Below are 21,503 nucleotides of genomic sequence, written 5' to 3' on the forward strand. Positions count from 1 at the left end.
CATGGCAGCCGACCGCTTGCTCAGCGGGCCCGGCCGGGAGGGCGACGCGGCGAGCGACGCCGCGCAGAGCCAGGGCCGCCTCATCGGACGGCGTTACCGGCTCATGTCCCCGGTCGGCAGGGGCGGCATGGGCATGGTGTGGCACGCCCACGACGTCCTGCTCGCCCGGGACGTGGCGGTCAAGGAGCTGATCCTGCCCTACGGGCTCGACCACGCGGGCAAGCAGATGGCGCACCGGCGCATGCTCCGCGAGGCCCGCTCGGCCGCCCGGCTGCAGCACCCCGGCATCGTGACCGTCCACGACGTCGTCGAGGAGGACGGGCGGCCCTGGATCGTGATGGAGCTGGTCCGGGCGTGGTCGCTGGAGCAGGCGGTCCGCCAGAGCGGGCCGCTGCCGGTGATCCAGGCCGCCGAGATCGGCATCCGGGTGCTGGACGCGCTCATGCACGCGCACGCGGCCGGCGTCCTGCACCGCGACATCAAGCCCGGCAACGTGCTGCTGACCTCGGACCGGGTGGTGCTGACCGACTTCGGCATCGCGGCCATCGAGGGCGACGTGACGATCACCCAGACCGGGCTGCTCATGGGGTCGCCGGCGTACATCCCGCCGGAGCGGCTGTCGGCGCAGGCGATCACCCAGGCGGCCGACCTGTGGTCGTTCGGCGCCACGCTGTACGCCGCCGTCGAGGGGCGGCCGCCCTACGAGGGGCCGGACCCGGTCGCCGTGCTCGGCCAGGTGCTCACCCAGGACCCGATCCCGCCGCAGCGCGCCGGCTCGCTCATGCCGGTGATCGAGGGCCTGCTGCGCAAGAACCCCGCCGAGCGGCTGACCGCCCCGCAGGTGATCGAGATGCTGGAGGCGGTGCTGCGGGTGCACGGCTCGGTCCGGCCGCGGGCGCCCGAGCCGCTGCCGAGCCCGGTGGACCCGACGCCGGTCGGGCTGCTGCCGCCGCTGGACACGCCGTCGGGGCCGATGCCCTCGCGCATCGTGGAGACGCCGTCGGGGCCGGTGCGGGTGCCGTACGACCCGCTGACCAGCCCGTCGGGCGGGCACTCGATGCCGTACGACGGGTTGTCCACCCCGTCAGGCAGCCACCGTACCGACCAGATCCCGCGCCCGCCCGGCTTCGGCGGCCCGGACCCCGGCGCGCCGCCGTTCGCGGGCGCCAGCGGGCCGCGGATCCCGGCGCGCGACCTCGACGACGACCTGGACAGCCCCTCCGGCCCCCATCCGCGGCCGATCCTGCCGCTGACCACGGACAGCCGCTCCGCCGGCCCCGCCGACACCCCGTGGCCGCTGGCCTCCGACGACGACCTGCGCGAGCAGTCGCGCGGCCTGTCGGGCCAGCTCGGCGGCGGCCGGCTGACCCGGCTGCCCGCCGCCGCGCCGCGCGCGGGCAGGAACCGGCGCAGGGCCGAGGAGGACGGCGGCCTGTGGGTGCGCGGCGGGCGGCCCACGCCGCTGGCGATCGCCGGGTCGCTGGTGGTGATGGGCGGCGCCATCGTCGCGGCGATCCTCGCCCTGTCGAGCGGCGGCTCCCCCGCGCCGGTCGCGGACCCGCCCGCGGTCGCGGCCAGTGCGGGCACGCTGCGGGCCGAGGCGGCGGCCGTGCCCGACGGCTACAAGGAGCAGACCCCGGCCGGGTTCAGCGTCGCGGTGCCCGCGAGCTGGAAGTTGTCCGCGGCGGGCGGCGTGGCCACGTTCACCGGGCCGAAGGACTCCGGCCTGCGCACGCTGGTGGAGGAGGTCTCGCCGCAGGCCGACGGCGGCCTGTCGGAGCTGAGCAGGCAGGAGGCCGACGGCGGCCTGGAGAGCTACATCCAGGTGCAGCTCCAGGGCGTGGCCTACCGCGGCTGGAAGGCGGCCGACTGGGAGTACACCTACACGACCGCGAGCGGCGTCCCCATGCACGCGCTGACCCGGTACGTCACGATCGACGACACCACCGCGTTCAAGATCACCTTCGACGGGCCGGAGCTCACGTGGGACGAGCAGGCCGACATGCGGGAGGTCTTCCTGAAGACGTTCAGGAAGACGACGTGACCCCGACCGTATTGCACTGATCGTTCCAAAACATGTTATCGTCGTGCCATGGCCCGACCGAGGAAGTTCGACGAGGAGCGCGCGGTCGAGGCGGCCATGCGCGCGTTCTGGCGGACGGGCTACGAGGCCACCTCGACGCAGGACCTGTGCGCGGCCACCGGGCTGGGGCGCAGCAGCATCTACAACACCTTCGCCGGCAAGCACGACCTGTTCCGCAGGGCGCTGCGCCACTACATGGACGAGCGTGACACCGCCCTCGCCGAGCTGATGGACGGCGACCTGCCGGTCAAGGAGAAGGTGCGGACCGTGCTGGGGTGGGCGGTCGAGCCCGGCCCCGACGACCCGGCCGGCTGCCTGGTGGTCAACTCGATGATCGAGCTGGGGCCGCACGACGAGGAGGTGGCCGGGATGTTGCGGCGCAGCCACGAGCTGCGGGTGCGGATCATGCGCACGGCGTTCGAGGCGGCGCGGGCACGCGGCGAGCTGGGGCCGGGCCAGGACCCGCTGGCGCTGGCCCGGTTCGTCACCGCCACGGTCAGCGGGCTGCGCGTGCTGGCGCGCGGCGGGGCCGACCGGGCCACCCTGGAGTCCGTGGCGGGCACCGCGCTGGACACCTTCTGAGTTTTTTGTGCCCGAATTTTGGACTGATCAATCTAAAACTGGGGAAGGAGACCGCCGTGCCACTGGCGGTGTACGTACTGGGACTTTCGATCTTCGCGCAGGGCACCTCCGAGCTGATGCTGGCCGGGCTGCTGCCGGAGATGGCCGCCGACCTGGGGGTGTCCGTGCCGCGGGCGGGGCTGCTGATCTCGGCGTTCGCGATGGGCATGCTGGTGGGCGCGCCGGTGCTGGCCGTGGTCACGCTGCGGTGGCCGCGGCGCACGGCGCTGCTGACGTTCCTCGCGGTCTTCGCGCTGTCGCACGTGGTGGGCGCCCTGACCACGGACTACGCGACGCTCTTCGCCACCCGGGTCGCCGGGGCGTTCGTGTACGCCGGGTTCTGGGCCGTGGCGGCGGGCAGCGTCGTCGGCCTGGTGCCCGCCGGGTCCCGGGGGCGGGCGATGAGCGTGCTGGCCGGCGGCCTGACCCTCGCCACCGTCCTCGGGCTGTCCCTCGGCACGGTCATCGGGCAGCACCTCGGCTGGCGGGCGGCCTTCTGGGCGGTGACCGCCATGACCCTCCTGGCGGGTGCGGGCGTCCTCGCCACCATCCCGGGCGCCGGCCCGCGCGCGGCGGGCGGGGGCGAGGCCGGGAGCGGCGGGGCGCGGCTGGGCGCCGAGCTGCGCGCGATGGCCCGCCCCCGGCTCTGGCTCGCCTACGCCACCACCGCGCTCACCACGGGCGCCCTGCTGGCCTCCTTCAGCTACCTGAGCCCGATGCTCGTCACCACCACCGGCCTGGCCCCCGCCTGGGTGCCCGCCGTGCTCGCCCTCTACGGCCTCGGCGCGCTGACCGGCATCACGATCGGCGGCAGGACCGCCGACGCCCGCCCGTTCCCGACCCTGTTCGCCGGCGTCACGGGCCTGGTGGCCACGTCGGTGGCGCTGGCCCTGTCCGCCTCGGTCCCGGTCCTGGCCGTCGTGCTGATCCTGCTGCTGGGCGGGTTCGGCTTCGCCACCAACCCCGCGCTCAACACCCGCGTCTTCGCCGTGGCGCCCGACGCCCCGACGCTGGCCGCCGCGGGCAACGTGGCCGCCTTCAACGTCGGTATCACCGCCGGCCCCTGGCTGGGCGGCCTGGCCATCGACGCGGGCCTCGGCTACCCGTCGGTCTCGTGGCTCGGCGCGGCGATCGGCGTCGCGGCCCTCGGCGCGGTGGCGCTGGCGGCCCGCCTGCACCGTACGGAAGCGGGCGTCGCCGGCCCGGAACCGGCCGGAACCGGTGAGGTACGGTCGGCCGTATGAAGCTGGCGAGCATCCACTTTTATCCCATCAAGTCGACAGCCGGGCACGACGCCGCCACCGCCGAGGTGCAGCCCTGGGGGCTGGCCGGCGACCGCCGCTACCTGGTCACGGACGCCCGCGGCGCCATCCTCACCGCCCGCGAGGAGCCCCGGCTGCTGGCCTGCCGGGCCGAGCTCGACGGCGACCGGCTGACGCTGACCGGCCCGCACGCCGCCCCGCTGCCGGTGACCCCGGGCGGCGGGCGGGCCGTGGTGGAGATGGCGGGCACGCGGGTGGAGCTGACCGACTGCGGCGAGGACGCGGCGCGCTGGCTGTCGGAGCTGACCGGGCGGCCGGTCCGGCTCAGGTGGCTCGACGACCCGACCCGCCGCCGGGTCGACCCGGAGTACGGGCGCCCCGAGGACCGCGTCAACCTGGCCGACGGCTACCCGCTGCTGCTCACCTCCACGGCCTCGCTCGCCCGGCTGAACGACTGGATCGCGGAGGGCGCGCTGGAGCGCGGCGAGGAGCCGCCCGCGCCGCTGTCCATGCGCCGCTTCCGCCCGAGCGTGGTCGTGGACGGGGCCGCGGCGGCCTTCGCCGAGGACGGCTGGAAGCGGCTGCGCATCGGCGAGGTGGACTTCCGCGCCGTCAAGGGCTGCGACCGGTGCGTGCTCACCACGATCGACCCGGAGACGCTGACGAAGGGCAAGGAGCCGATCCGCACGCTGTCCAGGCACCGCAAACGGGACGGCAAGGTGTGGTTCGGCGTCAACCTGATCCCGGACGCGCCGGGCCGGATCTCCGTGGGAGATTCGATCACCATTCTCTGAAATATTGCAGAAAAACCCCTTCCCAGACAGAAAAGGGTTGCTGTCCATCTTTGGGGCGATGTTGGGGCATATGCGAGACTTCACAGGTGACCAGCACCCCCACCAAGCCCGCCGTCTTTCCCCCTGACCGCATCCAGAGCATTCAGCGCCGGACCCTGGGCGTGCTGTCCGCCGCCCAGATCATGGGCGGCGTGGGAGTCGCGGTGGGGCTCGCGCTCAGCTCGGTCGTGGTGGACGAGCTGTCGGGGTCCACGGTCATCAGCGGCTTCGCCGGAACGGCGACCACGCTCGGCGCGGCGCTGCTGGCCCTGCCCACGGCCAAGGCCTCGGGCCGGGGCGGGCGCCGCGCGGGGCTGACCCTGGCCTACGTGGCCGCGCTCACCGGCTGCGCGATCTCGGTGACCGCCATCAGCCTGCGTACCTGGCCGCTGCTCCTGGCCGGGCTGGTGCTGGTCGGCGGCGGCAGCGCGGGCGGCCTGGCCGCGCGTTACTCGGCGACCGACCTGGCACCGAAGGGGCGCTCGGCCCGGCACCTGTCGCTGGTCGTGTGGGCCTCGACCATCGGCTCCGTCGCCGGTCCCAACCTGGCCGAGCCCGCCGACCGGATCGGCATCCGGCTGGGGCTGGTGGACAAGGCCGGGCCGTTCGCGTTCGCGGCGCTGGCCTTCGCCCTGGCGATGGTCATCGTCCTCGCCCTGCTGCGTCCCGACCCGCTGCGGCTGGCCCGCCGCCTCGACGGTGCCGCGGAGGCCGGCCCGGCCGGCAACCGCACGGTCAGCACCGCCTGGCACACCCTGCGCACCACCCCGGCGGCCCGCCGCGCGCTGGTCATGATCGCGGTGAGCCACACCGCGATGGTGTCGGTCATGTCGATGACCCCGGTCAAGCTGCACCACGACGGCTCGGCCCTGGACGTCATCGGGCTGGTCATCAGCCTGCACATCGCCGGCATGTACATGATGTCGCCGCTGGTGGGCTGGCTGGCGGACAGGGCGGGCAAGGTGCCCGTGCTGGTGCTCGGCATGGGGCTGCTGCTGCTCGCGGCCACTCTCGCCGGCACGGCCGGCCACCGGGTGGGGCAGGTGACGGCGGCGTTGTTCCTGCTCGGGCTGGGCTGGTCCTGCGGGCTGGTGGCCGGCTCGGCGCTGGTCACGGAGTCGGTGCCGATCGAGCGCCGCCCCGCCGTCCAGGGGCTGTCCGACCTGATCATGAACGTCTGCGGCGCGACCGGCACGATCGTGGCCGGCGCGATCGTCGGCGTCCTGTCCTACGGCTTCCTGGGCCTGGTGGTCGGCGTCATGGTCGCCCTCGCCGCGCTCTGGCTCCTCGCCACCCGCACCCGGGGCTGAACGGGCCCGCGAGGCGGCGGCTCACTTGGCGTCGGCGTAGCACCTGACGGCGACCGCCTCCATCGGGAAGCGGACCTGGGTCTGCCCGAACAGCAGCCGGGTGGCCTCGGCGGCGGCCGCCGCGACCGCCTCGACCACCTCGCCGGCCTGCTCCTGGGGGCAGTGCACCATCACCTCGTCGTGCTGGAAGAACACCAGCCGCGCCGGCTCGGGCAGCAGCCCCCGCAACACCGCCAGCAGCGCCAGCGCCCACTCGGCGGCCGTCGCCTGCACCACGAAGTTGCGGGTGAAGCGCCCCCGGTCGCGGGCCGCGCGCCCGCCCTCGGGCCCGGACACCAGCTCCCGCCAGCGCGCCGACGGCGGCGGGCTGGTGCGGCCCAGCCAGGAGCGCACGAGCCGCCCCTCCTCCCCCGCCTTGGCGGCGTCCTCCACGAACTGGTAGGCCCTGGGGAAGCGCCGGCGCAGCACGGCCAGCAGCTTGGAGGCGTCGCCGCTGGTGCCGCCGTACATGGCGGACAGCATGGCGATCTTGGCGTTGTCGCGCTGCCCGCCGAAGGACCTGGCCAGCGCCGAGTACAGGTCGATCTGGCCCGCGGCCCTGGCCAGCCCGCCGTCGCCGGACATCGCGGCCAGCACCCGCGGCTCCAACTGGGCGGCGTCGGCCACGACGAGGGTCCACCCCTCGTCGGCCAGCACCACGCGGCGCATCACCTTGGGGATCTGCAGCGCCCCTCCCCCGCTGGTGGCCCACCGCCCGGACACCACGCCGCCCACGACGTACTCGGGCCGGAAGCGCCCGTCGCGCACCCACTGGTCGGCCCACGCCCAGCCGTGCGCGCTGAAGAGCCGGGCCAGCTCCTTGTAGGCCAGCAGCGGCGCCACCGCGGGGTGCTCGACCCGCTTGAGCTCCCACGACCGGGTGCTCTTGAGCGCCACCCCCGCGCCCTTGAACGCCTTGACGAGCTGCTGCACCGAGTCGGGGTTGACCGGATGGCCGAACGCGGCGGCCACCTCGTCGGCCAGCGCCTGGAGCCGGGCCGGCCGCATGCCGTGCACGGGCCGCGGCCCGAGCAGCTCGGTGAGCAGCGCGTCGTGCACGTCGCGCCGCCACGGCATGCCCGCGTGGGTCATCTCGGCGGCGACCAGCGCGCCCGCCGACTCGGCCGCGACCAGCAGCCGGAGCCGGGCAGGCTCCGGCAGCGCCGCGATCCGCCGGAGCTGGCCGGCCAGCACCTCGGCCACCACCTCGGCCGGCACCGGCTCGGGCGCGAACAGCGTGCCCGGCGCGCTCGGCGGCTCCTCGGGGACGGGCAGCCCGTACAGCCGGGCGTGGGCGGCCCTGGCCGAGCGGCTCTCGCCGGAGCGGCCCTCGCAGGCCAGCAGCAGGCCCTCGGTGAGCGCGAGGTCGTGGCAGCGCCCGACCCGGACCCCGGCCGCCAGCAGCGCGGGGTAGGTCTCGCGCGTGTCGGCCCACACCCAGCGCGGCCGCTCGGCCGCCTCGATCTCCCGCACGGCGGCGGCCAGGTCGGCGGGCCGGCGCGCGGCGCCTCCGACCGGCAGCAGCGTCTCCCCCGCGACCACGACGTACACGCGGTCAAGGGTGCCAAACGGCTACGACAGACTGATGCGCACCTCGTCCTCCACCGGCGGCTGCAACTCCTGCGCGAGGCAGCCGGTCGCGGCGTGGCAGCGCAGCGTCAGCTCCCGGGGCGTGACCGAGGCGTGCAGGAAGCTCTTGAAGAACGGCGGGCGGTCCCAGTCGGACAGCTCCGACAGGAAGCGGTGGTTGGCCTTGCCCACGGGCAGCCGCAGCGGCCACGGCCAGGTGCCGAGCAGCCGCGCGGCCCACCGCATCCTGGCGGTGATCTCGACCGGGCCCTCGGGCGTGCGGACCGGCTCGTTGCCGACCTGCCGCGCCGTGATGCACGCCGCCTCGTCCGGCTGCAGGCAGAGCCATCGCATGCGGAGCCTCTGGGCGTAGAGCTGGCTGTAGAACGACAGCGAGTCGCCGCGCAGCGGGTAGCACCGGAAGTCGTCCTCGTGCACCCCGGCCACGTCCACCCGGTCGATGGTGTGCGTGGCGTGCATGAACGCGCCGCCGCCGCCGGAGACGACGTACTGGATGACCCGGTCGCCCACCTTGACCGGGTAGCGCTGGTAGTTGTGCACGTCGCCGCCGATGGCCGCGACGTACCGGTGTGCCGGGTCGCGCACGATGTCGTCGATCGTGCCGCCCTCCTCCAGCTCGGACGGCTTGTAGGCGTTGTCGACGTAGATGGGCTTGCCGGTCACCAGGATCTTGGGGCGGGGGTCGCGGGAGACGCCGCGCAGCCAGGCGGTCTGGCCCTTGTCGATGACGTTCTTGATGCCGGTGTCCACGCCCACGACGAGCAGGGCGGCGGTCTCGATCGCCCAGTAGGGACCCGGCTGGACGGCCTGCTGGGACGGCCTGCCGCGTAACGCGCGGGCCTCGGCCAGCCGGGCCTCGTCGATGGTCTCCGGCTTGCGCCACAGCAGCCGGCGCAGCAGCCCCCGGTCCGGCTTCGGCTTGAGCGGCGGCGCGTCGCAGAAGACCCGCATGAAGCCGCCGAGGCCGTCGTACCAGTCGTGGTTGCCGGGGATGGCGTAGATGGGGGCGTCGTAGTCCTGGTAGGGGCGGAAGAACTTCGCCCCGTACTCGTTGCCGGAGCCGGTGGGATAGATCACGTCGCTGGCGATGACGGCGAAGGCGGTGCCGGCGCCCACTTTCAGCATCGGCGGGACGACGGCGTACTGGGAGGCGTCGCCCTCGCCGGTGTCACCGAGCAGCAGGAAGTCGAAGGTGTCCCCTACGGGCGGCCGGATCCGGAATTCCGGATCGACCCCCCGCGCCCGCTGGGCCTCCACCCACCGCGCCCGCACCTCGCCCGAGGGGTCGCCGAGCATCCCCGCCAGGATCTCGTTGCGCGAGCGCCACAGCGTGCCGGCGTCGAGCCAGCTGAAGCCCTGGTCGTCCGGCCTGAGCCCGGCGAACTCGCCGATCTGGGCGCAGGCCCACCCGGCCCCCGCCTCCGACTCCCGCGAGGAGCGCCCTCTCGCGCGCCCGGCCGCCGCTCCCGTCCTGACCCCATCCATGCCCCCATCTCTACCGCTTCCGGGCCCGGCGCGCGCCCGTACCTCTCGGCTGCCTTCTGGACGGCCTTTGGGACGCTCCGTACCGTGAAGAACACAGAAGGTGCGCCATGGTGTACCCTCACCCCCCAAGCAAGCGGTTGGGACCGCCGAGGGGAGGCTCCCATGTCGCGTAACGGCCCCGATGACGCGACCCGGAAGGGGACCGAGGAGGCGGCCGAGATCGAGGGCCTGCTCGCCCTCGCCGCCACCACCCGCCCCCAGAGGGGCGGGGCGGCGCTGGAGGTCATGAGCGAGGCGATCGCCAAGTGCAGGGTCCTGGCCCGCACCTCTCCCGGCGAGTACGACGCCCTGCTGGCCCGCTGCCTGCGCGACACCGCGACGATGCTGCTCGACCGGCGCCGGGCGGTGGAGGCGCTCACCCTGGCCCAGGAGGCGGTGGCGCTCGCCCGGGCGGCCGGCGGGGTCCCGCTGATGAGGGCGCTGCGGTGCCTGGCGGCCGCCCTGGGGGCGCTCAACCGGTTCAGCGAGGCCGCCGTGACCGAGGCCGAGGCCGAGACGCTCGCCCGGCCGCCGGACTGAGCCCCTGACCTCCCGGGACGCCGGGCCCCTAGTCCTCCGGGACGAGCACGCCGGGGTTGAGGATCCCGGCGGGGTCGAGGCGCGCCTTGACCGCCCGCAGGACGCCGGCCCCCAGCGGGCCGATCTCGGCGGCGTAGGCCGCGCGGTGGTCGCGGCCCACCCCGTGGTGGTGGGAGATGGTGCCGCCGGCCGCGACGACGGCGGCGTTCACCTCGGCCTTGGCCCGCTCCCACTGCGCCACCGGGTCCTCGTTCTGCGGGGTCACGACGGTGAAGTAGAGGGAGGCGCCGGTCTCGTACACGTGGGAGATGTGGCACATCACCAGCGGCGAGCCGAGCGCGCCGAGCAGGGCGAGCCGGACGGCGTCGTACAGGCGGGGCAGGTTCGCCCAGAACCCGGCGGTCTCCAGCGTCTCGACGGTGGCCCCGGCGGCGAGCAGCGCGTCGCGCAGGTACGGCGCGGAGAAGCGCCCGTGCTCCCACGCCCGCCCCGGCCCCTCGCCGAGGGGTTCGCCGCCCAGCCGCGCCAGCACCGCCCCCGCGGCTGCCCGCCGCGCGGCGACCGACGCCCCCTCGTGGCCCGCGACCAGCAGGCATCCCGAGCCGCCCGCGCCGATGGCGTCCGGCTCGGCCAGCCCGATCATCGTCTCGGTCTCGTCCGACAGGCGCAGCACGGTGGGGACCGGCCCCTCCTGGGCGAGCGCCCGCACGGCCGCCGAGCCGGCCCGCCACGACGGGAAGCGCCACCCCTCGTAGGCGCGCTCGGCGGGGGCCCTGCGCACGCGCAGCCGCAGCGCGGTGATGACGCCGAAGGCGCCCTCCGAGCCGAGGACGAGCTGGCGCAGGTCGGGCCCGGCCGCCGACTTGGGGGCGCGGCCGAGGTCGAGGGTGCCGGAGGGGGTGGCGAGGGTGAGGCCGACGACCATGTCGTCGAAGCGGCCGTACCCGGCGGAGGCCTGGCCGCTGGAGCGGGCCGCGGCGAAGCCGCCGAGCGTGGCGTACTCGAAGGACTGGGGGAAGTGCCCGAGGGTCAGCCCGTGCGCGGCGAGCAGCCGCTCGGCGTCGGGGGCGCGCACGCCCGGCTCGAACCCGGCCGTCATCGACTCGGCGTCCACCGAGCGCAGCCGGTCGAGCCGGGCCAGGTCGAGCGCGACCACCCCGGCGAAGCCTGCCCGGGCGGCGGCCAGCCCGCCCACCACCGAGGTGCCGCCGCCGAAGGGCACGACCGCGACGCGCTCGCGCGAGCACAGCGCCAGCAGCTCGGCGACCTCCTCGTGCGAGCCGGGCAGCACCACCGCGTCGGGCGCGTCCGAGCCGTCGCCGGCCCGCAGGCGCAGCAGGTCGGGGGTGGACTTGCCGCGCGTGTGCCGCACGCGCTCCTCGTGCCCGGTGCGTACGTGCTCCGCGCCGACGACGCCGGCCAGCGCGGCCAGGTGCGCCGGGGTGAGGGCGACCGGCGGCAGCCGTACCGACTCCAGCGTGGCGGCGGGCGCGTGCGGGGCCCGCACGCCCAGCAGGTCGCGCAGCAGCCCGCGCACCTGCTCGGGCAGCTCGCGGGCCTTGGCGGGGTCGCCCCAGCCGCACCACGACATCGGTTCGCGCGTCATGCTTACACTGTGACACATGACGTCTATTCGTCACAATGACGGCGTTCTGGACGCCGCCCGCGACTGCGTGCTGGCCTACGGCGTGCGCAGGACGACGCTCACGGACGTGGCCCGCCGCGCGGGCGTGTCCCGGATGACGCTCTACCGCCGCTGGCCCGACGTGCGCACCCTGGTCGCCGACCTGATGACCCGGGAGTGGGTGCGCGTGCTGGCCGGGCTGGACACCTCCGACCCGGTGCGGGCGGTCGTCGCGGGCATCCGCGAGCTGCGCGCCCACCCGCTCTGGCGCAAGATCGTCGAGGCCGATCCCGAGCTGCTCCTGCCCTACCTGCTCGACCGGCGCGGCGCCACCCACGAGGCCGTGCTGGCGCTGCTGGAGCCCGCCGTCGGCGGCCCGCGCAGGGCCAGGGCGGTGCTGCTGGTGGCGCAGTCCTTCCTGCTGTCGGCGCCCACCATGCTCGACCCCGTCACGCTGGACGAGCTCGACGCCGAGCTCGCCGCCCTCCTGGAGGCCTACCTTGGATAGCTCGCTCAACGCCGCCCGCCGCGCCAGGGAGTTGCGCCGGGTCCCCGAGGAACGGCTCGACGTGCTGGTGGTCGGGCTGGGCGCGACCGGCGCCGGGGCCGCGCTCGACGCCGCCGCGCGCGGGCTGAGCGTGGCCGCGATCGACGCGCACGACCTGGCGTTCGGCACCTCGCGGTGGAGCTCCAAGCTCATTCACGGCGGGTTGCGCTACCTGGCCAGGGGGCAGGTCGGCGTGGCCTACGAGAGCGCCGCCGAGCGCGGGATCCTGCTGCGCAGGACCGCCCCGCACCTGGTCAAGGCGCATCCGTACGTGCTGCCGCTGACCCCCGCCGTCTCCCGGCGGCAGGCGGAGCTGGTGATGGCCGGCTACCGCCTGGGCGACGCCCTGCGCGCCGCCGTCCGCACCCCGCGCCGCCTGCTGCCCGGCCCGTCCCGGCTGGACGCGGCGCGGGCGCACACGCTCGTCCCGGTGGCCCGCGCAGAGGACCTGCGCGGCGCCCTGCTGTCCTGGGACGGCCGGCTGCTCGACGACGCCCGCCTGGTGGTGGCGATCGCCAGGACCGCCGCCGCGCACGGCGCCCGCGTCCTGACCCGCTGCCGCGCGCTGCGCCTCGATCCCGCCGGCGGCCCCGGTGGCGGCCCCGGTGGCGGCCCCGGTGGTGGCGGAGTGCGGGCCGCCGTGCGCGACGAGCTGACCGGCGAGGAGTTCGAGATCCGCGCGCGGACGGTGGTCAACGCCACCGGCGTGTGGGCGGGCACCCTGGACCCGCGGGTGCGGCTGCGCCCGTCCCGGGGGACGCACCTCGTGCTGCCGCCCGGGACGCTGCCGGGTCTGATCGCCGGCCTGCACCTGCCGCTGCCGGGCGAGACCAACCGGTTCGCCCTGGTTCTTCCGCAGCCCGACGGCCGCGTGTACGTCGGGCTGACCGACGAGCCGGTGGAGGGGCCGGTGCCCGACGTGCCCGAGGCACCCGAGGAGGACGTCAGAGCGCTCCTGGAGGTGCTGAACGGGGCTCTCGGGACTCGGGTGACCAGAGAGGCGGTCGCGGGCGCGTACGCGGGCCTCAGGCCCCTCCTGGCGGACGACGGGCGGGCCGGGGGTCGGGCCGGCGCGCGGGCCGGGGGTCGGGCCGGCGAAGGAGCCGGGGGGCGGACGGCCGACCTGTCCCGGCGGCACGCGGTGTCGGCCGGGGACGGCGTCGTCACGGTGGTCGGCGGAAAACTCACGACATATCGCCGTATGGCCGAAGATGCGGTGGATTGTGCGGTTTCGTCCGGAGACCTCCGGGCAGGACGATGCCTCACCCGGCGCATCCCGCTCGTGGGCGCGGCGCCCCGACCGGCCGGAGCGCCGTCCGGCGTGCCGGCTCGCCTGACGGAGCGCTACGGCAGCGAGGCCGCCGCCGTGCACGAGCTCGTGCGGGCCCATCCGGAGGAGGTCGGCCTCGGCGTCACCGAGGGCGAGCTGCTCTGGTCGGTCCGGCACGAGGGTGCGCTCGACGAAGGCGACCTGCTGGACAGGCGGACCAGGATCGGCCTGGTCGAGTCGGACAGGGAGCGCGCGTTGCCCGCGGCCCGCGAGGCACTCGCGCGGTTCCCCCGCCCCTGAACCCGCCTATCCGTTAGGTTAGTCTTACCTAATTCACCGGACAGAGGGGGGACGGGCGTTGGTGAAGGGCTGCGACCATCCGTTCGGGTGCCACACCGGGGAGGTGCCCACGCTCGCCAGCGCCACGGCGGGCGCCCGGCTGTGGCTGCTGATCGAGTATCCCGGCCCGTGGCCCTCCCACCTCGAAAGCTTCGAACTTCCTGAAGAAATCTCGGAACTGGTCCGCCGGGCGCTCGAACGCGGTATCAGGCCCCAGCTCATCCGCCGCCCGGGCCGCCGGACCCGTCAGCGGGACCAGGGCATCCGTGTGCTAGTCGGGCACGCGGCGGGCGAGCACCCCTGGCTCGCGAGCGGCGTCGTCGCAGGTCCCGAAGACCTGGACCTGGACGCGCTGGTGGCCGGAGTGGTCCCGGAGTCCTGCATACTTGAAGACGAGCCGGTATTTCTGGTCTGCACGCACGCCAAGCGCAATGTGTGCTGCGCCCGCATTGGACTACCCCTCGCCCGGTCCCTGGCAGAAAATCTGCCGGACAGAGTGTGGGAAACGTCACACGTTGGCGGCGATCGCTACGCCGCCAACCTCGTGTGCTTGCCACACGGAATTTTCTACGGCAGCATGTCTCAGGCTGCTGCACTGGCAGCGGCTAACGCGTACCGGTCGGGCGAGGTCATCCTCGACCGCTACCGGGGGCGCGCAGGCATCCCTGAGCCATTGCAGGCCGTCGAGCACTTCGCCCGAGCCCATACGGGAGAGTGCTCCGTCGGCGCGGTGGCCGTGGAATCCTCCAGGTCGGACGGCGACGTCACCGAAGCCATCGTGCGAGTCGGCACGAAAAGGGACGGCGACGTCCGGTTCCAGGTTGTGGTTGAACCATCGGCGTTCACGACGCCGTGTGGTACGGCTAGCGCCGGAACGATCACCACCTACCGGCTGGTTTCGCTGGACAGGCTCGCGCCTGTGCGGTACGCCACGCCGGCTCTCGCCTGATCAGGGAACATCACGGCCCGAAGTTGCGTTGGAACAGTGACGCCATAAGCGTCCAATGCGGCTCAATTACCGAAATACCTCTCACGAAGGTGGTTTTCTCATGTCTCAGGTACGTCGGCAGCTCGCCCGCCCGCGCCCCAGCTGGGGTTGGCAGGATGATGCCGCGTGCCGGGGTGAGGACCTCGTGCTCTTCTTCGGCCCCGACGGGGAGCGGCAGCCCGAGCGTGACGTACGTGAGCGGAAGGCCAAGGCGATCTGCGCCCAGTGCCCTGTCCGCAACGAGTGCCTTGACTACGCGCTGTCCCGGCCGGAGAAGTACGGCACGTGGGGCGGTCTCAACGAGGACGAGCGCGCCAGCGAGCGTCGCCGTCGCATGCGCCGCGCGGCCAGCGCCGGCATCTCCGCCGCCTGACACACCCGGCAGCAACACCATCATCGCGTGATCCCGCAGTTGTCCCGATGAACCGGAGCCTGGCACCCCACGCCCAGGCTCTGGCGAACCCGGTCGGGACAACTGTTTGATCAGGCCCGCAAGCACGGAGATCCCGGACGTGCGGTGACCGTCGCAGGTCATCGCGCGTCCGGGATCTCGTCACATGAGCGGCCGGCGACCCCTCGCGCAGGGGGCGCCGGCCCGCGCGTTAGAGTGCCCGGCATGGCACGTTCCGACCGGGTTCCCGTGACCGCCGACGACCTGTTGCGGGTCGTGCGGCTGGCCGTCGACCTCCTCGCCACCGCGCCCGCGGTGGCCTGGGACCGCAGGGCGGGCTCGCTGGAGTGGACGTGCAGGGAGACCGCCGACCACCTGGCCGACGACCTGTTCGCCTACGCCGCCCAGCTCGGCCCGCGCCGGCCGCCCCTGGACGGTTACGTCCCCTTCGCGGTGAGCGGGCGCAGGGAGGGCGCGCCCGTGGAGACCATCCGCACCCGCCCGGAGGCGGGCCCGGACGGCGTGCTGCAGGTGGTGGAGGCGTGCGGCGCGCTGCTCGCCGCGATGGTGCGCACGGCCGCGCCCGGCACGCGCGCCTACCACGGGTTCGGCAACTCCGACCCGGAGGGCTTCGCCGCCATGGGCCTGGTGGAGACCCTCGTCCACACGTACGACCTGGCCGAGGGCCTGGGCCTGACGTGGACGCCGCCCGGCGACGTGTGCGCCCGGGTGCTCGACCGGCTCTTCCCCGCCGCCCCGCGCGACGCCGACCCGTGGCCGGCCCTGCTGTGGGCGACCGGGCGCGCCGAGCTCCCGGGACGCCCGCGCCGCACGTCGTGGCGCTGGTACAGCGCGCCCCGCGACTGACCTGACCCCGGCTCGCGGCCGAGGTGATGCTATGTCCGGACCTCACACGATGAGGTCGTCGAACTCCCCGTCCTTGGCCCCGAGAACGAACGCGGCGATCTCCGCCGGGGTGTAGACCAGCGCCGGCCCCTCGGGGAAGCGCGAGTTGCGCATGGCGATCTCCCCGTTGGGCAGGGTGGCGACCTCGACGCAGTTGCCGTTGGGGTTGCTCCGCTTGCTCTTGCGCCAGACGACGGGAAGGCGGCCGGCGGGGGTTCCGTTCCGGAACTCGTGCATGGGGGCGGCTCCTCGCGATCTTACGGATGCACGTGCATCCGCGTTTGCGAGCAGACAATACGGCAGCATGCCCACCTCCATATACCGGACGGCCAAAAATCCGGTATGGAGTGGATCACAGAGGTTTCAGCTGGTCATCATCCGGAAAGCAGCCGCTCCAGGAAACGCCGGGTCTCCCTCGGCGTCTCCGCCTGGACGCTGAGCCGGTCCATGACCTCCATGTAGTGGTCGGAGTCGGCCGGCTTGTCCAGGTAGAGGGCGCTGGTGAGCTGCTCCATGTAGACCACGTCGGGCAGCTCCCGCTCGGGGAAGCGCAGGATGCTGAACGGGCCGCCGGCGGCGGCGTGCCCGCCCCGCTCGAACGGCATGACCTGGAGGGTGATGGTGCGCTCGGCCGTGGCGTCCAGCAGGTGCGAGATCTGGGCGCGCATGACGCCCGGCCCGCCGAGCGTGCGGCGCACCACCGCCTCGTCGATGACCGCCCAGAGGGTCAGGCCGTTCGCCAGCCGCCGCTGGCGGGTGGTGCGCAGGGCGACCCGGCGGTCCAGCTCGGCGCGGGTGGCCTTCTCGTGGGCCAGCTCGATGACCGCCCTGGCGTAGTCGGGGGTCTGCAGGAGGCCGGGGACGAACTGGTTCTCGTAGGTACGGATGCTGGAGGCGGCGCCCTCCAGGCCGATGTAGACCTCGAACCAGCCGGGCAGCACGTCGCCGTACTTGTGCCACCAGCCGGGGGCGTTGGCCTGCTTGGCCAGGTCGAGGAGCTGCTGACGCTCGGCGGGGTCGGTGACGCCGTAGAGGGTGAGCAGGTCGGCCACGTCACGCTGCTTGAAGCTCACCTGGCCGAGCTCCAGCCTGCTGATCTTGGCATGGGATGCGCGAATCGAGTACCCGGCGTCCTCGCGCGAGATACCCTTCTCCGTACGGAGCCTGCGGAGCTGGGTTCCGAGCAGGATCCGCAGCACCGTCGGGCTTCCCGGCGCGTAGTTGAGGAGATTCCCCTCCGCGCTCTCTGCGCTCACCGTACCGCTCCTAGATCATCTGCACGTGCAGATGCGATTAGCATCCGTAAACTACGAAAAGTCTTGCATTGGTAAGCACTCCCCGTAAAGATGGGCATTGGATCACCAGACCGCGCTTCGGGGGCCAGAATGACGACTTTCGACGCTCGGCCGCAAGCCGCCATCGGGGCCCGGCCTCCAGGATGGCTTTTGTCCATTCTGGTGGACGGTCACTCCAGTGACCACGACGCCGCTTTCCCCTTCGCCGAGCGCACCGCGCTGGAGCCGGCCTGCGTGGCCACGGCCCGGCGGTTCGTCGACCAGACGCTGACCTCGTGGGGTGTGGGCGAGATCGCCTTCGACGCGCAGCTGGTGGTCTCCGAGCTGGTGACCAACGCCATCCGGCACGGCGGCGGGGCCGCGCAGCTCCGGCTGCTGTGCCACGGGCCCGAGCTGGCCTGCGTGGTGACCGACCACAGCCAGAGCGTCCCGGTGACCGCCGCGCCCGACGTCTTCTCCGAGTACGGGCGGGGGCTGCGCCTGGTGGACGCCCTCTGCAGCACCTGGGGCTGGCTCTCGACCGGCAGCGCGCGCAAGCTCGTCTGGGCCGTGCTCACCGGCTGACCGCGCCCGGGCACCCAGGAGGGGCAGGAGGTCAGGGGCGTTCCAGCAGCTTCAGCACGTCGGCGTCGGTGAGCTGCTCGAAGTGCTCGTACCACTGGCCCACCGCGCGGAAGTCGACCGGCGTGAGCAGCGCCACCACCTCGTCGGCCTCCCGCCGCATGGACTCCACCGTGTCGCGCGCCCCCACCGGCACGGCCAGCGTCACCCTCGCGGGACGGGCCGCGGCCACCGCCCGCAACGCCGCCCGCGCCGTGCCGCCGGTGGCCAGGCCGTCGTCCACGACCACCACCTCCCGGCCGGCCAGCGGCGGCAGCGGCCGGTCGCCCCGGTAGGCGCGCACCCGGCGGGCCAGCTCGCGCCGCTCCAGCTCCACCACCTCCGCGACGGACTCGGGCGTCATCCCCAGCCGCCGCAGCAACCCCAGGTCGAACACCGGCTCGCCGCCCTCGGCGATCGCGCCGACGCCCAGCTCGGGCTGCGCGGGGTGGCCGATCTTCCTGGTGACGAGCACGTCCAGGGCGGCCCCGAGCCGGCGCGCGACGGGCGCCGCCACCGCCACGCCGCCGCGCGGCAGCGCCAGCACCAGCGGGTCGCGGGCGTCCGGCAACCGCTCGGCCAGCCGCCTCCCGGCCTCGTCCCGGTCTGCGAAGAGCTCCATCCTCCCTGCCTACCCACCAGCCACGACCCCGCACTGAACCGGTCACCCCGCCGGCACCGGGAGACCCCGGAACGCGGTGACCGGGCGGGCGAACGCCGCGCCCCCGCTCCCCCGCCCGGAACGGCCGTCCGTCAGGACCGGGGCAGGGGGCAGGAGGCAGGGGGCAGGGGGCAGGAGGCAGGGGGGCAGGGGGCAGGAGGCAGGAGGCAGGAGGCAGGAGGCAGGGGGCGCGGCCGCCGGGACGGGCGCCGCGCCCCTCACCCCCGCCCCCGCCCCCGGAACGAACGGCCGTTCCGTCAGAGCCGGGGGCGGGGACCCGTCAGGGGCGGTTGCGGCCGGAGCGGCGCATCTCCTTGGTGATCATCTTCCACTTGTTCTGCTGCTCCTTGCGCAGCCGCGCGTCCGTACGGGACGCCATCCAGGCGGCCTCCCGCTGCAGCTTGCGCCAGCTCTCCAGCCGCCGCTCCGGCAGCTCGCCGCTCTCCAGGGCGGCCAGCACCGCGCACCCCGGCTCCCCGTTGTGCCCGCAGTCGCCGAACCGGCACCGCTCGGCCAGCGCCTCGATGTCGGCGAAGACGAGATCGACGCCCTCCTGCATGTCGTACAGGCCGATCCGCCGGATGCCGGGCGTGTCGATGACGAGCCCGCCGCCGGGCAGCGGGATCAGCTCCCGGTGCACGGTGGTGTGCCGGCCGCGCCCGTCCGCGGCGCGTACCTGCTGGGTCTCCATGACGCCCTCCCCGGCCAGCGCGTTGACCAGGGTGGACTTGCCGGCGCCTGACGGGCCGAGGATGACGGCGGTGCGGGAGCCGTCGAGGTAGGACCGGACGATCTCCACGCCGTCGCCGAGCAACGACGACACGGCGTGCACGTCCACCCCGGGCGCGGCCGTGCGGACGTCGGCCAGCAGGTCGTCCAGGCCGTCCTCGAACAGGTCGGACTTGGTGACGAGCACGACGGGCGTGCCGCCGGACTCCCAGGCCAGCGCGACCAGCCGCTCGATGCGGCCGAGGTCGGCGAAGTCGGCGGCGTGCATGGACGGCTCGGCGACGAAGACCACGTCCACGTTGGCGGCGAGCACCTGGCCCTGGCCGTCGCCGGACAGGCCGCCGACCGAGACGCGGCTCACGCCGCCCCGGATGAACGCGGTCGTGCGGGGCAGCACCGCGTCGAGCTCGTAGCGGCCCTCGGGCAGCAGCCGCAGCGCCGCCCAGTCGCCGACGCAGGGCAGCGCGACCGGGTCGGCCGCCGAGGCGCGGCGGATGTGGGCGGCGTGGCGGACGTGGTGGTGGCCGTCGGCGGCGATCACCTCGGCGGCGCCGCGATCGACGCGGGCCACGCGGGCGGGCACGGTGCCTTCCGGCAGCTCGTCGGCGCGCGCCTCGCTCCAGCCGAGCAGGGACAGATCGTACGACGGCAGATCGTGCGACGACAGGTCGTACGACGACAGGTCACGAGAAGAAGACAGGTCGTGAGAAGACAACGGAGGAAACCTTTGATCGAGAAGGGAAGAAGGAAGCCGGGCGGCGTCAGGCGAGCGCCCGGAGGCGAACTGAGGGCACGCTGAACAGGACAACCCGCATGACCCTCACCTCCTCGATCGATGAACCGGGGGTGACTCTACGCATCCCGCGCCCGGCCCGCAAACCATTTTGTTCTGGCGATTCGTTTGTTCCGGCGATTCATTGAACCGTGCCGGGCCGGCCCCCCGTACCTCCTCGCGACGGACACGAGAAAGGGGCGAACATGCGAGCGAGCACGTATCCCCCGCCCTCGGCCGACGGAGCCACCCCGAAAGGGAAGCCGCGCGCACGCCACTGGATGCGGCGCGTGCGGCCGGAGCACGAGGTGCCCGACGACGAGGTGGCCGTGTCCGCGCTCTACCGGGAGTACCACGGGCCGCTGCTCGGCTTCGTGATCCGGCTGACGGCGGGCGATCGGCAATGGGCGGAGGACGTGGTGCAGGAGACCATGATCCGGGCCTGGCGCAGCGCCGAGCAGCTCGATCCCGAGGCGGTGTCGCTGATGCCCTGGCTCGCCACGGTGGCCAGACGTATCGTGATCGATGACCGGCGGCGCAGGGACGCCCGCCCCCAGGAGTCGGGCGACGGGCCGCTGGAGAGCATGCCCGTGCCGGACGAGATGGAGGGACTCCTGCACCAGGTGGTCGTGTCAGAGGCGCTGAAGGCGTTGTCGCCGGCCCACCGCGAGATCCTCAACGAGACGATCCTGCGGGACCGGTCGGTCAACGACGCCGCCGAGGCGCTCGGCATCCCGGTGGGCACCGTGAAGTCCCGGGTCTACTACGCCGTGCGCGCGCTGCGGATCGCGCTGGAGGAGAGGGGGGTGACGGCGTGACAGCGAGAGTCGAGCACACGGATGTGGGCGCCTACGCGCTCGGCCTGCTCGATGAGGAGGACAGAGAGGCGTTCGAGGCCCACCTGCTGCTCTGCGGCGGCTGCCGGGCCGAGCTCTCCGACCTGGCGGGCGTGGCCAGCGCGCTGAACGGCATCGGCCCCGTCCACGACGAGCCGGCGCCCGCCCCCGGCCCCGCGATCGACCTGGTGCGCCGCAAGCGGTCGGCCGACCGGCGCTCGCGGAGGGGGACGTTCGTGATCGGGATGGCGGCGGCGGTCACGCTGGTGGCCGGCGGGCTGACCGTCGGCACGCAGCTCAGCGGCGGCGCCACCGTGCAGGTCGCGCAGGAGCACTCCGGCCATCTCAACCATCTGGGCCCGGCCGAGCAGTTCTACGCCGACGGCCGGCCCATCGAGGGCAAGGGGATCGACGGCGTCACCGGCGGGCTCGTGGTGGAGTCCAAGGGGTGGGGCACGCACGCCGCGCTCAAGCTGGCCGGGGTCAAGGGGCCGCTGGAGTGCGAGCTGGTCTCGGTCGGCAGGTCCGGCGAGCGCCGGGTGATGACGGGGTGGTCCGTGCCTCCGGCCGGGTACGGAGTGCCGGGCTCGCCCGATCCGCTCTACATGCACGGCGGCAGCGCCACGCCGCTGAAGGAGATCGACCACTTCGAGGTGGTCACCTCGGCGGGCAAGCGGCTGCTGACCGTGCGAGTCTGACGGTGCGGGTCTGACGGTGCGGGTCTGACCGTCGTACCAGGCCCT

The 21,503-nt window shown here is 74.0% G+C and carries 21 protein-coding genes; 14 read left to right on the plus strand and 7 right to left on the minus strand.

Going from position 1 to position 21,503, the window contains the following annotated elements; genetic code table 11:
- Position 1 precedes the first annotated feature (1 nt).
- From AB0H75_RS13240 to AB0H75_RS13260, 5 genes are all read left to right on the plus strand, one after another.
- Complete coding sequence (locus AB0H75_RS13240; protein WP_367795275.1) at positions 2-2,044, plus strand: protein kinase; 2,043 nt, start codon at positions 2-4, stop codon at positions 2,042-2,044.
- 48 nt (positions 2,045-2,092) lie between these two features.
- On the plus strand, positions 2,093-2,665 hold the full coding sequence (locus AB0H75_RS13245) for a TetR/AcrR family transcriptional regulator (protein ID WP_367795278.1): 573 nt from the start codon (positions 2,093-2,095) through the stop codon (positions 2,663-2,665).
- A 56-nt stretch (positions 2,666-2,721) separates the two neighbouring features.
- Positions 2,722-3,948, plus strand: a complete 1,227-nt coding sequence (locus tag AB0H75_RS13250; protein WP_367795281.1) for a Cmx/CmrA family chloramphenicol efflux MFS transporter — start codon at positions 2,722-2,724, stop codon at positions 3,946-3,948.
- Complete coding sequence (locus AB0H75_RS13255) at positions 3,945-4,760, plus strand: MOSC domain-containing protein (RefSeq protein ID WP_367795284.1); 816 nt, start codon at positions 3,945-3,947, stop codon at positions 4,758-4,760. The genes AB0H75_RS13250 and AB0H75_RS13255 overlap by 4 nt, the downstream gene beginning before the upstream one ends.
- A gap of 86 nt (positions 4,761-4,846) precedes the next feature.
- Positions 4,847-6,109 (plus strand): MFS transporter, encoded by a 1,263-nt coding sequence (locus tag AB0H75_RS13260; RefSeq protein ID WP_367795287.1) that lies wholly within the window; start codon positions 4,847-4,849, stop codon positions 6,107-6,109.
- Between the two features lie 21 nt (positions 6,110-6,130).
- On the opposite strand, the gene AB0H75_RS13265 is transcribed toward AB0H75_RS13260, so the two are convergent.
- Positions 6,131-7,699 carry a bifunctional 3'-5' exonuclease/DNA polymerase gene (locus tag AB0H75_RS13265; RefSeq protein WP_367795290.1) on the minus strand — a complete coding sequence of 523 codons (1,569 nt, stop codon included), beginning with the start codon at positions 7,697-7,699 and terminating at the stop codon, positions 6,131-6,133.
- A 21-nt stretch (positions 7,700-7,720) separates the two neighbouring features.
- Positions 7,721-9,223 (minus strand): metallophosphoesterase, encoded by a 1,503-nt coding sequence (locus AB0H75_RS13270; protein ID WP_367795293.1) that lies wholly within the window; start codon positions 9,221-9,223, stop codon positions 7,721-7,723.
- A 162-nt stretch (positions 9,224-9,385) separates the two neighbouring features.
- Between AB0H75_RS13270 and AB0H75_RS13275 the strand changes: the two genes are divergently transcribed.
- On the plus strand, positions 9,386-9,802 hold the full coding sequence (locus AB0H75_RS13275) for a hypothetical protein (RefSeq protein WP_367795296.1): 417 nt from the start codon (positions 9,386-9,388) through the stop codon (positions 9,800-9,802).
- A 28-nt stretch (positions 9,803-9,830) separates the two neighbouring features.
- Here the strand turns inward: AB0H75_RS13275 and AB0H75_RS13280 are convergent, their stop codons facing one another.
- On the minus strand, positions 9,831-11,393 hold the full coding sequence (locus AB0H75_RS13280) for an FAD-binding oxidoreductase (RefSeq protein ID WP_367795994.1): 1,563 nt from the start codon (positions 11,391-11,393) through the stop codon (positions 9,831-9,833).
- 31 nt (positions 11,394-11,424) lie between these two features.
- Here AB0H75_RS13280 and AB0H75_RS13285 point away from each other — a divergent pair, with 31 nt between their 5' ends.
- The 5 genes from AB0H75_RS13285 (at position 11,425) to AB0H75_RS13305 (ending at position 15,828) form a co-directional block, all read left to right on the plus strand.
- Positions 11,425-11,934, plus strand: a complete 510-nt coding sequence (locus tag AB0H75_RS13285) for a TetR/AcrR family transcriptional regulator (protein ID WP_367795299.1) — start codon at positions 11,425-11,427, stop codon at positions 11,932-11,934.
- Positions 11,927-13,543 carry a glycerol-3-phosphate dehydrogenase/oxidase gene (locus AB0H75_RS13290; protein ID WP_367795302.1) on the plus strand — a complete coding sequence of 539 codons (1,617 nt, stop codon included), beginning with the start codon at positions 11,927-11,929 and terminating at the stop codon, positions 13,541-13,543. The genes AB0H75_RS13285 and AB0H75_RS13290 overlap by 8 nt, the downstream gene beginning before the upstream one ends.
- 103 nt (positions 13,544-13,646) lie before the next feature.
- The gene (locus tag AB0H75_RS13295) at positions 13,647-14,531 is read left to right on the plus strand and encodes a sucrase ferredoxin (RefSeq protein WP_367795305.1); all 885 of its coding nucleotides are present in this window, start codon (positions 13,647-13,649) and stop codon (positions 14,529-14,531) included.
- A 100-nt stretch (positions 14,532-14,631) separates the two neighbouring features.
- The gene (locus tag AB0H75_RS13300; protein WP_080036407.1) at positions 14,632-14,943 is read left to right on the plus strand and encodes a WhiB family transcriptional regulator; all 312 of its coding nucleotides are present in this window, start codon (positions 14,632-14,634) and stop codon (positions 14,941-14,943) included.
- A gap of 243 nt (positions 14,944-15,186) precedes the next feature.
- Entirely contained in the window at positions 15,187-15,828 is a 642-nt protein-coding gene (locus AB0H75_RS13305; RefSeq protein ID WP_367795310.1) for a maleylpyruvate isomerase N-terminal domain-containing protein, read from the plus strand.
- A 42-nt stretch (positions 15,829-15,870) separates the two neighbouring features.
- Here AB0H75_RS13305 and AB0H75_RS13310 read toward each other — a convergent pair whose 3' ends face one another.
- The gene (locus AB0H75_RS13310) at positions 15,871-16,104 is read right to left on the minus strand and encodes a DUF397 domain-containing protein (protein WP_091082158.1); all 234 of its coding nucleotides are present in this window, start codon (positions 16,102-16,104) and stop codon (positions 15,871-15,873) included.
- Positions 16,105-16,241: 137 nt separating this feature from the next.
- The gene (locus AB0H75_RS13315; RefSeq protein WP_367795314.1) at positions 16,242-17,123 is read right to left on the minus strand and encodes a helix-turn-helix domain-containing protein; all 882 of its coding nucleotides are present in this window, start codon (positions 17,121-17,123) and stop codon (positions 16,242-16,244) included.
- 189 nt (positions 17,124-17,312) lie between these two features.
- Between AB0H75_RS13315 and AB0H75_RS13320 the strand changes: the two genes are divergently transcribed.
- On the plus strand, positions 17,313-17,726 hold the full coding sequence (locus AB0H75_RS13320; RefSeq protein WP_367795317.1) for an ATP-binding protein: 414 nt from the start codon (positions 17,313-17,315) through the stop codon (positions 17,724-17,726).
- 31 nt (positions 17,727-17,757) lie between these two features.
- Here AB0H75_RS13320 and AB0H75_RS13325 read toward each other — a convergent pair whose 3' ends face one another.
- Together AB0H75_RS13325 and rsgA are read right to left on the minus strand one after the other, a co-directional pair.
- Positions 17,758-18,384: a phosphoribosyltransferase gene (locus AB0H75_RS13325; protein WP_367795320.1), complete on the minus strand. Its 627-nt coding sequence runs from the start codon at positions 18,382-18,384 to the stop codon at positions 17,758-17,760.
- A gap of 319 nt (positions 18,385-18,703) precedes the next feature.
- Positions 18,704-19,867, minus strand: coding sequence for a ribosome small subunit-dependent GTPase A (gene rsgA / locus AB0H75_RS13330; protein WP_367795323.1), 1,164 nt, complete (start codon positions 19,865-19,867; stop codon positions 18,704-18,706).
- Between the two features lie 338 nt (positions 19,868-20,205).
- Between rsgA and AB0H75_RS13335 the strand changes: the two genes are divergently transcribed.
- Entirely contained in the window at positions 20,206-20,742 is a 537-nt protein-coding gene (locus AB0H75_RS13335; protein WP_367795996.1) for a sigma-70 family RNA polymerase sigma factor, read from the plus strand.
- Positions 20,739-21,458 (plus strand): anti-sigma factor, encoded by a 720-nt coding sequence (locus tag AB0H75_RS13340; RefSeq protein ID WP_367795325.1) that lies wholly within the window; start codon positions 20,739-20,741, stop codon positions 21,456-21,458. The genes AB0H75_RS13335 and AB0H75_RS13340 overlap by 4 nt, the downstream gene beginning before the upstream one ends.
- The last annotated feature ends 45 nt before the right edge of the window (positions 21,459-21,503 follow it).

Source organism: Nonomuraea sp. NPDC050783, from assembly GCF_040802095.1.
Classification (GTDB): domain Bacteria; phylum Actinomycetota; class Actinomycetes; order Streptosporangiales; family Streptosporangiaceae; genus Nonomuraea.